Below are 14,067 nucleotides of genomic sequence, written 5' to 3' on the forward strand. Positions count from 1 at the left end.
TAGCCGACGTGCCAGGTGGAACCGTTCCCCCCCTGTTGGTGTCGGGAAAGAAAGAGAGAGCCGATAAGAATTAAGAAAAGAAAAATGCCGCCCGGAGGGCGGCATTGAATGATGATAGACCGAGGGTAATCTTAGCGATGAGACGTCGCAACCACTGGTTCCGGAACGTCTTGCTGCATACCGAGCGGGTTATTGCCCCAGCACTGTTCGTATTTCCAGCCGGTCAGTTCTTCGGCAACCGCGCGGGCTTCCGCTGGAACATCGGCAATCGCACCGCCAGCTTTGATACGAGCAATTTCCTGCAGCAGAATCATGTGATTCTTACGGTCCAGACGCATCTGGGTGCTGTAGTAGATCGCGACGACCGCCAGAGCAACCACGCCCAGAGAGAACACGCCCACAATCGCCAGCACGGCGCTTTCCGGCTGTGCCGCTTTGCCGGATACGAATCCGAACTGGCTCAGAATCCAGCCCATGGCGAAGACGATAACGGAACGCACCATCTTACCGGCGAAGGTCATGGCGCCGGCGTAAATCCCTTCACGGCGACGACCGGTCAGCACTTCATCCACGTCCGCCAGGAAGGTGTAGACCGTCCAGGGAATGTAGTAGATACCGCCGGTGCTCAGACCGAAGATAGCGGTGATACCGAACAGGACGATGATGGTCGCAGTTTGAGACCAGCCAGTGAAATAGAGCGCTGCGTAGGCGATCACGCTGACAATTACCACCGTCAGCGCCAGGCGATACGGGCGACCGAAGCCCATTTTCACGCAGATGCCGATGAAGAGGAAGGTGGAGATAAACTGCATAATCGAACTGAAGCTGTTGAGCTGGGACACTACCGCGGTGCTCTGCTTCAGACCGAATACGATGAAATAGGTAAAGGCGGAAGCGAACAGCCATTCAGCACCGAAACCGAACAGGTACATCCCGAGGTGTTTACGGAAAATACGCAGACGGAAAGTAGACGCCATGTCGATGCTGAGTTTTTTCAGCGACTGCCACAGGTTCTGGGTGTGTTCACGCGCCACTTCGCTCGGAGAACGTTCCCAGGAAGTGAAGTAGAGGGCGATCATCGCCGCACACATGATGAAGCCATAAGCCAGACCGGTGTAGAAGAACGGCGTGGCGGAGTCTTTACCGTAGATACCGATGAACTGCCCCGGAATAAAGGCGGCCAGGAAGTTGGCGACCTTACCGAAGATGGCTTTGGAGCCGGTCAGTTTGGAGCGGACTTTGAAGTCGGTGGTCATCTCGGTGGCGAGCGTTTCGTACGGCACCATGATGGAAGTGTAAATCAGCTCGAACAGCACATAGGTCGACAGGTAGTACCAGAAGCCGAGCCCTTCCATCCACAGCATCGGGTAGACCAGTACCAAAGGAATACCGAGCAGGATGAAGAAGCGACGGCGACCGAACATGCGGCCGATGCGGGTATTGTAGAAGTTGTCGCTGATGTAACCCATGATCGGGTTACTGATGGCGTCGATGACGCTGGCCACGGAGAAAATGGCAGCGGCCTCAACCAGAGACAATCCACAAAAGGTGGTATAGAAGTACATTAGCCAGGCGCCACTAATGGCTAAGGCGCCACTGCCTAGCAAGTTCGCGCTGCCGTAACAGAGCGTGTGTTTCAAAGTTATGGGTTTACTCATGATCAATTCGCCTAACAATATTAAAACATTATTTCATTTGAAATGAACTTATGTTCTTATCATTTGCCCGTTCGAGACAAAAGTAAACTAGCCATCCCACTCCTGGCTGCTTTTAATAGGAATCTGTCAGGGAGATCATGAAATAAGTTTTTTAATTTGATCACGAGTATTGACCTGAAAAACGCGATGTTTGTCGGTTGGCATCATTTTTTTATCGTAAGACGATAAAAATTATCGGCGGCAGGAACGATAGCGTCGGGGAAGGTGGTGAAACTATCATCGTTATTTCGCAATGCCGGCCCGCAAAAATCAAGAATAATTGTAAAAAATAGCGATGAACTGTGATCGGCTTGTGATCCTGGATATTACGCGTGACGCAAAGTGTGATTTATCTCACGGCACCAGACAGTGTATTTTATCGGGTCATGAGTGAATTGTTGGTAAGACGGGCTATGCCAATCATTATCAGACTGGACGTGCTGCTGGCACAAAAAAAGATGAAGTCTCGCGAGCTGGCGGGGTTGATCGGCATTACCGAGCAGAATCTTTCGCTGCTGAAATCCGGCAAGGTGAAAAGCATCCGGTTCGATACATTGCAGAGAATATGCGAGGTGCTGTCCTGCCAGCCTGGCGATGTGCTGGAGTATTCGCCGGAAGAGTGATGGCCGGTGCGCCTGAGAGGGGCGGCATCGGGATATCACGGCGTACAGACGGCATCTGAACAGCCGCGCTCCGAGTACTTTCCTGAGCGCGGCATGTGGGGATGGCGTCAGCGCCGTGTGATATGGCGCCACACCGATCAGTCGTTGAATACAGATCAGTCGTTGAATAACGCCGCAACGGTTGCTTTGGCGCCGTTGTCGCGCAGCGACAGATAAGCGTCGGTCAGTGCCGCTACCCACGTCGCGTTGCCGGGCAGGTCATCGCCAAACAGCGCGCTGATGGACAACAGACCGCGGACCCGCTCTGCGTCGTCACGGGTGGTGCTGACGATCTGCTGCAACGTGGCGGCCAGCGGATCGCGGATATCGATCGCCTGGCCGGCATCATCAACCCCGCCGACGTAACGCATCCAACCTGCTACGCCCAGCGTCAGCGCGCGATGGTCACTGCCGCGCGCCAGATGCCAGCGTAACGACGCCAGCATGCGCTGGGGCAGTTTCTGGCTGCCGTCCATCGCAATCTGCCAGGTGCGGTGTTTCAGCGCCGGGTTGGCAAAACGCTCAAGCAACTGGTCGGCATAGGCGGTCAGGTCTACGCCGGACACATGCAGGGTCGGCGCCTGCTCCTGCAGCATCAGGTGGCGCACCGCCTGCCGGTAGCAAGGGTCGTCCATAGCGTTGTTGATATGCTCGTAACCCGCCAGATAACCGAGGTAGGCCAGGAAAGAGTGGCTGCCGTTGAGCATGCGCAGTTTCATCTCTTCAAACGGCAGCACATCGTCCACCAGTTGGGCGCCCGCCAGTTCCCAGTCGGGGCGGCCGGCGACAAAGCTGTCTTCCACCACCCACTGAATAAACGGCTCGCAGGCGATGCCGCACGGATCCGCCACGCCGACGGCGTCGGCTACCTGGCTCAGTGTTTCCGGCGTGGCGGCCGGTACTATCCGATCCACCATCGTATTGGGGAAGGTGACATGCTGCGCGATCCAGTCCGCCAGCGCGGGATCCTGCAGGCGTGCGGCATCCACCACCACCTGACGCGTCACTTTGCCGTTTTCCGGTACGTTGTCGCAGGAAAGCACGGAGAAGGGCGTAATGCCTCGCTCACGGCGCAGACGCAGCGCTTCGGCCAGCAATCCCGGCACCGACGAAGGTTGGCGCGGGTGGGCCAGATCCTGCTGCACCAGCGGATTGTCCCGATCGAGTTCTCCTTTGTTGCCTGCGCGGCAGTAGCCTTTCTCGGTGATGGTCAGCGAGACGATCGCGACGATCGGGTCCGCCAGCTGTTCCAGAATCGCCGCGATCCCTTCCACTCGGGCGTGCAGCGACTTGCAGACCGCGCCAACCACGATCGCCTGATTGCCGTGGGCGGCTTTCTCCAGCACGGTAAACCGGTGATCCTGACGGCGCAGGGCGGAAATCAGGGTATCGTCGCTGAACAACACCACTTCGCAAATCCCCCAGTCGCCGCCCTGACGGTTGAGCACCCGATCGGTCAGCAACGCCTGATGCGCGCGATGAAACGCGCCGAAGCCGATGTGTACGATACGAGGCTTCAGCGACTGACGGTCGTAACGGGGTTGTTGCACTGCGGCGGGCAGCAGCGTGTTGGACAGATTTTTTTCGTTGCCGGACAAACTGTTACTGGACATAGATGGCGTCCTGAAAAGAGAAAAATTAACCGCCCAACCTTAACGGTCTTTCGGTTGGGCGGCAACTGTCATATGGCGTGTTCTGAAGCCGGTTCACAGAGTCATGCCGGCGCCTTGGCCGCACCGGGTTGCGAGGTTGGGTTTAGCACCGGACGCGGTCGAATAAACCAGGCGGGCAACATCGCCAGAAAAAAGAACATCGCCACCATGAAAAAGCCGTCCTGATAGGCGAACATCTGCGCTTTGGGCGCCAGCACCGATTGCAGGTAGGTCATGATGCCGGGGTTGATGCTGGTGCTGAGCGGATCGCCGAGCGGATTGCCGCCGTGGCCGAACAGCAGACTGAGCTGGCGGATGGCGTCGGTGCTGCGGATATTGTCCAGCGTCAGCGACTGCGCCAGCATCTGGCCGTGAAAGGTGGCGCGCCGTTCGATAAATACCGACAGTAGATTGACCCCCATCGCGCCGCCCAACTGACGGATGAAATTGAGACTGCCCGCGCCCTGCGCCAGCTGAGCGTGCGGCAGCGCCCGCAGCGCGCCGGCGTTCATGGCGGGCAACATCACCCCAAGCCCGACGCGGCCGATGACAATCCACCAGGCCATGGTCCAGAACGGGGTATCGGTGTCCGCCGCGCTGGACAGCCAGCAGGACAGCCCGAACAGCAGCAAACCCGCCACCACCAGCAGGTGGGGTTTGAGCTTGTCGCTGAGCGATCCCGCCAGCGGGAACACCATGCCGAGCGCCAGTCCCGCCGGCATCAGCAGCAGGCCGGAACGGGTCGGGGTGTATCCCTGAATGCTCTGCACAAACAGCGGGATGATGTAAGTCGAGCCGTAGATACCCGCGCCCAGCGCGAACGCCACGATACAGCCGGAGGTAAACGCCGGGTTGGCGAACACTCGCAGGCTGAGCAGAGGGTGCGGCGTGGTGAATTCGCGGACGATGAACGCCAGCGTGGCGATCACGGCGGTGGTTAGCAGGCAGAGAATGAAGAACGACCCCCAGCCTTCGCGCTGCCCGTTGGACAGCCCGGCCAGCAGCGAGGTCAGCGCCGTCACCAGCAGAATAAACCCCAGGGTGTCGAAACGCCGGGGCGTGCTGTCGGTCTGTGCGCTTTTAGCCGGCAGGATCACCAGTGCGGCGGCGATCCCGGCCAGACAGAACGGCACCACCACCATGAAGACCGCGCGCCAGTCGAGTTGATCGACCATCAGCCCACCGGCGGCCGGCCCCAGCGCTGGCGCCAGCACTACCCCGACGCCATAAATACCCATCGCTTTGCCGCGTTCCGATACCGGAAACACCTGCGAAATGATGATCATCGCCAGTGGCTGGATCACGCCGCTGGCGCCGCCCTGAAGAATGCGGGCGAGGATCACCTCGGCGCTGCTCTGGCTGAAGGTGCCGAGCAGGCTGCCGGCGACGAACACCACCAGTGAGCCGACGTAGGTGGCGCGGTAGCCAAAGCGCTCCAGCGTCCAGGCGGTGACCAGCATGGTGGCGGTCATTGAGGCCAGGAAGGCGGTGGAAAGCCACTGTGCTTGATCCTGACCCATGCCGAACGCGCCCATGATGTCATGCATCGCGACATTGACGATGGTCGCCGTGGCCGTGGTGGCGATGGTACCCAGCATGATGGTGACCGTCGCCAGCCAGCGATAGCGGTGACCGAAACGGGCGGCCTGGGCTTCAATCGGCGACATTGATGCTGACTTCCGCCATCAGGCCCGGCTTCAGGCCGTTGTCCGGATCGTCCAGCGCGATACGCACCGGTACGCGCTGGGTGATTTTGGTGAAGTTGCCGGACGGATTCGGGCTCGGCAGCAGTGCAAACTGATTGGTGGCTGCATCGCCGACCCGGATCACATGGCCGCTGAAATGTTTGTCCGGGTAGGCGTCCACCTGAATCTCCACTTTTTGACCGACCCGAACCCGGCCGATGGCCGTCTCCTTGATGTTGGCTTCGACCCACAGATTGCGCGGGTCGTGCACCAGCATGATCCACTGTCCGGCCTGTACGTAACTGCCCACATTCACAATGGTGCGATCCACCACACCGTCCACCGGGGAACGCAACGCCCGGTCGGCGATCTCCTGCTTGAGCTGATCCACCTGCGCCTGCAACGCGATTCGCTGCTGGCGCTGCATCTCGATCTGCCGGTCCAGCACCTGCAGCGTGTTGCGCTGCGCCACGGCGTTGTTCAACGCCGCCTGTTGAGCGCTGCGCTGGGCTTCGGCTTCCCGCAATTCGCCCTGACGCTGCAACAGCGTGGTGTGGGACTCATCCCAGGTTTTGCGGGCGGTGAGGTTGCTTTTCAGCAGTTGATCGTCGCGCTGGAAGTTGTTCTGCGCCAGGCTGAGCTGGTAACCGGCGTTGTTTACCGCGGATTCGCTCGACGCCAGTTTCGCCCGCGCTTCATCCAGCGAGGCCTGAGTAGTGAGATCGGTGACCTGACGCTGTGTCTGGCTGTAGCTGATTTGAGCATCGGCGGCGGCCAGATTGCCCTCCTGCTCCGCCAGCCGCAAACGGGCGTCGCGATCGTCGATCTGCGCCAGCAATTGATCCTTGCGGATAGCATCGCCGTCAATAACGGGACGGGCGGTCACCCAGCCGCTTTCCCGACTGGCCAGCGAAATCACTTCGCCCATTACGCGGGCGTCGGTTTCGCCGATATGCGTGAAACGCTGATGAAACCAGTACGCCAGTACGAGCACCGCCAGCAACAGCAAGGCGGCGCCGGCCAGAAAAAAGGTACGCTGGCGTTGGCTCAGACGCCGGAACCCCGCCAGTTTGGATGCGTGAGTATTCATGAGTGACCGTTTTCGGTTCGGGAGAGGTTGCTGATAACCTGATTGATGATCCGGCTGACCTGTTCAATATCCTGTTCCGATACCCCAGCCAGCGCCTGATTACGCACCTGACCGGCGATAGACTCCACCTTCTTCACCAGCTCCAGCCCGAGCGCGGTGAGATGGATCTCGCGAAAACGGCGATCGTTGCCTTCACGTCTTTCGATAAATCCCTGCTTTTGCAGACTATCCAGTACCCGGACCACAGCGGAAGCGTCCAGCCCCAGCGATTCGGCCAGCGCTTTCTGGTGGATGGGGGTTTCTTCGCGGGCGATGAACAGCAACGGCAGCCAGGTCGCCTGGGTCAATCCATACGGTTGCAATTCCCGGTCGATAACCCGGCGCCACAAGCGGGAGGTCTGACCCAACTGCAGGGCGAAGCGTCGACGGGCGGAAGATTCGGTCTGTGACATGATGAAGTCCGTGGGATAGATGAAATGTTATTAGTTAACAAGTCAACTAATGATAAGTCAATTGATTTTGTGAAGTGAATCATAAACAGCGGTGCAACAGACTGCTAATGCAAATTACGCCTTACCGCGGCGTGGGGAGAGGGTTTTATCAATGAAAGGTTATCAATGAGGATTTATCGATGAGGGTTATCGATGATAGTCAGGCGGGATGAAACGGGTGAGTGCAGGAAAGAACTCACCAAAAACAAACAGGGCAGCCTAAGCTGCCCTGTGAACAGGATTAAAATCCGGGGATCGATCAGGATTTGCTGGCGTCAGTCGCAGCAGCGGTTGCCGGCACGGCGTCGGTTGCCGTCGGCTGGGCTTGAGGCGCCGCCGGTTGTGCATTATCCGGCGTGCTGGTCTGCTGAATGGCCGGCGCCTGCGGAGCCGCTGGTTCAGCCGGCGCGATCGGCGCGATGTTTTCCGCCGGACCGTTCACTTTCGTCGGCATACCGATGCGGGTTTGCAGCGCCTGATTCACCGTGCTTTCACTGACGCTGGCGTCCGCCAGCACTTTGGTTACTGCTGGGGTCAGCTTCAGCGGAACCGGCGTGTCGGAGTTGAACTCTTCCTCGGTACGGGACAGCGGGTTGTGAACTTCGACATAACGTGAACCATCCGGCTCGACGGTGGCTTTCACCGGCTCGTTGATGAACTGAACGCGGGTGCCGACCGGAACATGGTCGAACAGGTATTTGATGTCTTTGTCGCGCAGACGCACGCAACCGTGGCTTACGCGCAGGCCGATGCCGAAGTTAGCGTTGGTGCCGTGGATGGCGTACAGGTTACCGATGTAGAGCGCGTACAGGCCCATCGGGTTGTCCGGACCGGCCGGGTAAACCTGAGGCAGGAATTCACCGCGGGCGGCGTATTCTGCATGCATGGCGGCGGTCGGCGTCCAGGTCGGGCGTTCTTTCTTACGCTGAACCGAGGTCACCCAGTTGATCGGGGTGTCTTTACCGAGCTGGCCGATGCCGATCGGCAGTACCACCACGGTTTTGGAACCTTTCGGGTAGTAATACAGACGCATTTCGGCACTGTTGATCACGATGCCTTCGCGCGGAGCGTCAGGGAGAATCAGTTGCTGCGGCACGGTCATGGTGCTGCCCGGTTTTGGCAGATAAACGTCAATGCCCGGGTTGGCTTCCAGCAGGTTGCTCAGGCCCATCTGGTACTGAGCGGCAAAGTGTTCCAGCGCGTCGGTGCTATCGCTGGGAATGGTAACTTGGATATTTTCACCCACCAGCCGGCTATTCGGGGCTGGCAATGGATAAACCACGGCGAGTGCTGTCTGGCTGAAAGCAGCCGCCGCCACAACTAATGTCAGGATCGCGCGAATACTCATTTTCATATCTTTGTTGAGTGTTAAAAGCCATTGCGGCAAAGGAATTGTTGTTATCCGGTACAAAAAGTCCGGATGCGCATTATATGTGCAGAAGGGCGGCAGGAAAACCAGATGTACAATCCATTACATTATAAGCTTCGGTGCGGGGAAATAAGGCGACCAATAAAGGGAACGAACCGTGTGGCCGACGTGTGCCAGAAAGAATCAGGGAGCGGTTTCCCGCTCCCTGTGTGATCCGACTAAACGGCATTATTCCTGGGCGTTTTTCTCCGCCTTGCCCGCCAGCAGGCTGAGGAAGTCATAGCGGCGGCGCAGATCCGCCTCGGCTTCTTCATACAACAGGGCGGCGGCCTCCGGCTGCTGGCTATTGAGCCGGCGGAAGCGTTGCTCGTTGAGCAGAGTTTCGCTCAGGCTGGCTGACGGCGGACGGGAATCCGTCACCAGCGCCGGTTTGCCTTCCGCCGTGCGGCGCGGGTCGAAGCGGTACAGCGGCCAGAAGCCGGTAGCGGTCAACTGGCGCATCTGGTCGTGGCTGAACGCCAGATCGTAGCCATGCTCTTCGCAAGGGCTGTAGGCGATGATCAGCGACGGACCCGGCCAGGCTTCCGCTTCCTGAATCGCCTTCACCGTCTGGTTAAGCTGGGCGCCCAGCGAGATCTGCGCCACGTAGACGTGGCCGTACATCATCACGTTGATGCCGAGGTCTTTACGCGCCTTGCGTTTGCCATTCTCGCCAAACTTGGTGACGGCGCCGAGCGGGGTGGCTTTGGATTGCTGGCCGCCGGTGTTGGAATAGCACTGGGTGTCGAGCACCAGCACGTTAACGTTTTCCGACAGGCTCATCACGTGGTCAAGACCGCCGTAGCCGATATCGTAGGCCCAGCCGTCGCCGCCAATCAGCCAGATGGATTTATCCACCAGATGATCGGCTTCCTCTATCAGTTGACGAGCGTCGGCGCTGTCGATGGCGCTGAGTGACTGACGCAGGCGGGCAATCTGTTCGCGGCGCGTATCGGCAGCAACGGATTCTTCCAGCAGGTCGGCCACCACATCGGCGGGCAATTGCGGCTTGAGCTGATCCAGCAAGCGCAGGGCGCGCTGGCGATGCTGGTCGACGCTCAGGCGGAAGCCCAGCCCGAATTCGGCGTTGTCTTCAAACAGCGAGTTGGCCCATGCCGGCCCGCGGCCGTTGGCATCGGTGGTCCAGGGCGTTGTCGGCAGGTTGCCGCCGTAAATCGAGGAACAGCCGGTGGCGTTGGCCACCAGCAGACGATCGCCGTACAGCTGGGTCAGCAGCTTGATGTACGGGGTTTCGCCGCAGCCGGAACAGGCGCCGGAGTACTCGAACAGCGGCGTAATCAACTGCGAGGTACGGATATCGATGCGCTCCAGTTTGCTGCGGTCGATTTCCGGCAGTTTGAGGAAGAAATCGTAATGGGTTTTCTCGGTCGCCACATGGTCCAGACGCGATTCCATGTTGATGGCCTTGATTTCCGGATTCTGGCGATCTTTGGCCGGGCACACTTCCACGCACATATTACAGCCGGTGCAATCTTCCGGCGCAACCTGCAGCACATATTTCTGACCGCGCATGTCGCGGGCTTTCACGTCCAGCGACTGCAGCGACGCAGGGGCGTCGGCCATCGCGTCGGCGGGCACTACCTTGGCGCGGATAGCGGAGTGCGGGCAGGCGGCCACGCAGTGGTTGCACTGGGTACACAGATCCGGTTTCCACAACGGAATCTCTTCGGCGATGTTGCGTTTTTCCCACTGGGTGGTGCCGACCGGCCAGGTGCCGTCCGGCGGCAGGGCGGACACCGGCAGGCTGTCGCCCAGACCGGCCAGCATCGCGGCGGTGACGGTTTTGACGAAATCGGGCGCGGCGTCGGAGACCACCGGCGGGCGGCACGGGCTGTCCGGATTCACCGGCTCCAGCGCCAGCGCTTCCAGCGCGGCCAGCGTCGCGTCCAGCGCGCGCCAGTTGCGTTCCACCAGTTCCTGGCCTTTGCTGCCGTAGCTGCTGGCGATGGCGGCGCGCAGTTTGTCGAGCGCGTCGCCGCCCGGCAGGATTTGCGTCAGATGGAAGAACGCCATCTGCATCACGGTGTTGATGCGCGCGCCCAACTGACATTCGCGGGCGATTTTCGCCGCATTGATGCAGAACACCCGCGCCTGACGCTGGTTCAGCCCGGCCTGTACTTCCTGCGGCAGCCGGTGCCACAGGTCGTCGGCGCTGTAAGGCGTGTTGATCAGGAAGATGCCGCCCGGTTTCAGGCGCTCCACCATGCTGTATTTGTCGATGAACTGCCACTGGTGGCAGGCCACGAAATCCGCCTGTTCAATCAGGTAGGCGGAATGAATCGGGTGCGGGCCGACGCGCATGTGGGAAACCGTCAGGCTACCGGCTTTTTTGGAGTCGTAAACGAAATAGCCCTGCACGAACAGCGGGGTCGAATTACCGACGATTTTGATCGAGTTTTTGGCGGCGGACACGGTGCCGTCGCTGCCCAGCCCGTAGAACAGCGCTTCCAGCGACGCCTGCGTCGGCATCGGCTGCTCGGACAGCGGCAACGACAGGTGGGTGATATCGTCATAAATACCGACGGTAAAACGCGGTCTGGGGTTAGTAAGCGCTAACTCTTTATACGTCGCCTCGACGCACTGCGGGGTGAATTCTTTCGAAGACAGACCGTAACGGCCGCCGATCACCTTCGGCATAAGTGGGCGCTCACCTCGTGAGAACGCCTCCGCCAGCGCGGTCATCACGTCCAGATACAGCGGTTCAGCCTGGGCGCCGGGTTCTTTGGTGCGGTCCAGTACCGCGATGGACTGCGCGCTTTGCGGAATCGCCGCCAGCAGATGATGCGCACAGAACGGCCGGTACAGCCGAACCTTCACCACGCCGACTTTCTCGCCGCGCGTCAGCAGGGTGTCGATCACCTCTTCGCAGGTGCCGACGCCGGAGCCCATCATCACGATAACGCGGGTGGCGTCGGGATGGCCGTAATACTCGAACGGCTGGTACTGACGGCCGGTTTCGCGGGCGAAGTCGTTCATCGCCTGTTCCACATGACCGAATGCCGCGTTGTACCACGGGTTGGTGGCTTCGCGCGCCTGGAAGAAGGTATCCGGATTGGAGGCGGTGCCGCGAATCACCGGACGCTCAGGAGTAAGCGCCCGCTCACGGTGCGCATCAATCGCCGCCTGCGGCAGCAGGGTGTGCAATTGCGCGTCGCTCAGCGGCTCGATCTTGTTGATTTCGTGCGAGGTGCGAAAGCCGTCAAAGAAATGAATAAACGGCAGGCGGCTGTTGAGGCTCGCCATCTGGGAAATCAGCGCGAAGTCCTGCGCTTCCTGCACGTTGCTGGCGCACAGCATGGCGCAGCCGGTCTGACGCACCGCCATCACGTCCGAATGGTCGCAGAAAATGGATAACGCGTGGGTCGCCACGGTACGGGCGGCGACGTGCAGTACAAACGGCGTCAACTGACCGGCCAACTTGTACAGCGTCGGGATCATCAGCAGCAGGCCCTGCGAGGAAGTAAAGGTCGTGGACAGCGCGCCGGTCTGCAATGCGCCGTGCACGGTGGCGATGGCGCCCGCTTCGGATTGCATTTCAACCACCCGAGGGGTATCTCCCCAGATATTCTTGCGTTCGTCGCTCGACCAGGCGGCCGCTTGTTCGGCCATGGTGGAGCTGGGGGTGATGGGGTAGATAGCGATAACTTCATTGGTTCGCCAGGCGACCGAAGCGACCGCGTTATTACCGTCGGTGGTGATCATGACTTAACCTTCTTTGTTGCTGAACGATGTCCCTGTGTGGCGGCTATTATCGCTGCCCGGCGAGTTTTTTTGACCGATTATAGCCCGCTGAGTTGTTTCAATATGTATATGGCGAGCAGGCGGCGCGCCACAGGCCGGCAATAATAGCAGTTTAGGGACATACTGTGCAGTTCCCAACCGGATACGTTGCGGCAGATCCTTTGCCCGGCCGTTCACATCCCTGCGAGGGAAGATGACGCTGGCGATAAACAGCGGTGTTAATGTATCGTTAATAAAATCAGACTATATCACCTATTATCGTACAGTCTGACAAGGGCGTGGCGCTGTCCGATTAAAAATCCGGCATTCGCCCGCAAAGCGGGAAATGCCAGTGGAAGGATAGGCATCTGCGCCTATGCTGAAATAAAGCGCCGGACACCTCCTGATGCGGGCGTCAGCGTCAGGCCGGCAGAAAAATCCCAGACGCGACCATTAAGGAAATCTGTTCATACTTCAGGGATAGCCTTCGCGCTCTTCGGGTTGATTATCGACTTTGACGAAGGAACAGCACTATGTTTATCGATCTGAGAGACAAAATGGTATCGGTATTAGCCAGAATCCGTGAAAGAGGCTATGGACCGGAAGAAGCCATCAATCATATTGTTCAATCTCTGGGCAGCCGTTATAGCGATGTGTCCAAAGTCAATGTGCTGACCTCGAAACTGATAGCCGATGTGATTCACTCGACTTACCAGGATGAAACCTCACCGCAGGAGATCGCGGGGATCATCCGCATGTTGGGGTACGCCAGTTGGGATGTCGTAGGTGGTATTCATGAGCAGTTTCCACAGTTAACTGCGGAAGAAGTTGGCCGGCTGGTGCTGCATGAAAAGGTTTACCCCACGACCGACCGCGCTGCGTTTATCTCCGCCATGACTTACGGGGGATTCTCCCGTGAGGAAAGCGAGCAGGCAGCGAACAGCCTGTATTCCTGAGAGTTGTCGACCAACGAGGACGACAGGCTATCATCCTTTGCATGTGGGGCCGGCGCAAGCGTCGCCGGTCCGGAACCATTCTCCGCCATGATGCCACCTAACAGAGCGCCCGTGGACATGACTGATGAGGAGAATCTGATGCGACAACCTACCCTGACCACTGAACATCTGCAATTGCGGCCGCTGCAGGCGCAGGACGTCACTGATGTCTGCACCTTGCTGAACAGCGCGCCCGATATTTCCGCTATGACCATGCTGATTCCCTATCCCTGCCCGCGTGAAACGGTGGTCAACTGGATTGCCGATTTGCAGAGCAACTGGGAGCGGCGTAAAGGGGTGGCCTACGCCATCTGTTTATCGCAGAGTCAGCAGTTGATTGGCTCGATTTCGCTGGTGTCGCTGGAAACCGACCAGCCGGAGATCGGTTACTGGCTGGGCGCCGATTTCCGGCAACGGGGATTCGGCACCGAAGCCAGCCTGGCGCTATGCCAGTTTGCCTTTAGCCAACTGCATGTTGAGAAAATCTACGGTTGTCATTTGCCGCAGAACGTGGCGTCCGGCCGGGTATTGCTCAAATGCGGTTTTCATTCGCTGGGAATGCGCCATGTGTTTCTGGCTTCCCGCCAGCGGCAGGAGACCGTTGCCGTTTATATGATGCCGTCGCCGGCGATGGCGACGGCATGAG

10 protein-coding genes are annotated in these 14,067 nt (G+C 59.0%); 3 read left to right on the forward strand and 7 right to left on the reverse strand.

The annotated features are described in order from the left end of the window. Positions 1-131 precede the first annotated feature (131 nt). On the reverse strand, positions 132-1,658 hold the full coding sequence (locus DXXMK7_RS03565; RefSeq protein WP_038917894.1) for an MFS transporter: 1,527 nt from the start codon (positions 1,656-1,658) through the stop codon (positions 132-134). 452 nt (positions 1,659-2,110) lie between these two features. Between DXXMK7_RS03565 and DXXMK7_RS03570 the strand changes: the two genes are divergently transcribed. After that, positions 2,111-2,320, forward strand: a complete 210-nt coding sequence (locus tag DXXMK7_RS03570) for a helix-turn-helix transcriptional regulator (protein ID WP_038917895.1) — start codon at positions 2,111-2,113, stop codon at positions 2,318-2,320. A gap of 155 nt (positions 2,321-2,475) precedes the next feature. Here the strand turns inward: DXXMK7_RS03570 and DXXMK7_RS03575 are convergent, their stop codons facing one another. From DXXMK7_RS03575 to nifJ, 6 genes are all read right to left on the reverse strand, one after another. Further along, on the reverse strand, positions 2,476-3,972 hold the full coding sequence (locus tag DXXMK7_RS03575; RefSeq protein WP_174213727.1) for a mannitol dehydrogenase family protein: 1,497 nt from the start codon (positions 3,970-3,972) through the stop codon (positions 2,476-2,478). Between the two features lie 101 nt (positions 3,973-4,073). Further along, a complete protein-coding gene (locus DXXMK7_RS03580) occupies positions 4,074-5,678 on the reverse strand; it encodes a DHA2 family efflux MFS transporter permease subunit (protein ID WP_038917896.1) in 1,605 nt (534 codons plus the stop codon). After that, on the reverse strand, positions 5,665-6,786 hold the full coding sequence (locus tag DXXMK7_RS03585) for an HlyD family secretion protein (RefSeq protein WP_038917897.1): 1,122 nt from the start codon (positions 6,784-6,786) through the stop codon (positions 5,665-5,667). Before DXXMK7_RS03585 ends, DXXMK7_RS03580 begins: the two co-directional genes overlap by 14 nt. Continuing rightward, on the reverse strand, positions 6,783-7,238 hold the full coding sequence (locus tag DXXMK7_RS03590; RefSeq protein ID WP_038917898.1) for a MarR family winged helix-turn-helix transcriptional regulator: 456 nt from the start codon (positions 7,236-7,238) through the stop codon (positions 6,783-6,785). The genes DXXMK7_RS03585 and DXXMK7_RS03590 overlap by 4 nt, the downstream gene beginning before the upstream one ends. 298 nt (positions 7,239-7,536) lie before the next feature. Further along, on the reverse strand, positions 7,537-8,625 hold the full coding sequence (locus DXXMK7_RS03595; protein ID WP_038920798.1) for a L,D-transpeptidase family protein: 1,089 nt from the start codon (positions 8,623-8,625) through the stop codon (positions 7,537-7,539). Positions 8,626-8,874: 249 nt separating this feature from the next. Continuing rightward, a complete protein-coding gene (gene nifJ / locus DXXMK7_RS03600) occupies positions 8,875-12,408 on the reverse strand; it encodes a pyruvate:ferredoxin (flavodoxin) oxidoreductase (RefSeq protein ID WP_038917899.1) in 3,534 nt (1,177 codons plus the stop codon). A gap of 551 nt (positions 12,409-12,959) precedes the next feature. Here nifJ and DXXMK7_RS03605 point away from each other — a divergent pair. After that, positions 12,960-13,382 carry a hypothetical protein gene (locus tag DXXMK7_RS03605; RefSeq protein ID WP_038917900.1) on the forward strand — a complete coding sequence of 141 codons (423 nt, stop codon included), beginning with the start codon at positions 12,960-12,962 and terminating at the stop codon, positions 13,380-13,382. Between the two features lie 138 nt (positions 13,383-13,520). Then, the gene (locus tag DXXMK7_RS03610; protein WP_038917902.1) at positions 13,521-14,066 is read left to right on the forward strand and encodes a GNAT family N-acetyltransferase; all 546 of its coding nucleotides are present in this window, start codon (positions 13,521-13,523) and stop codon (positions 14,064-14,066) included. The last annotated feature ends 1 nt before the right edge of the window (position 14,067 follow it).

Origin of the sequence: Dickeya sp. MK7 (assembly GCF_000406305.1) — a bacterium.
Lineage (GTDB): Bacteria > Pseudomonadota > Gammaproteobacteria > Enterobacterales > Enterobacteriaceae > Dickeya > Dickeya fangzhongdai.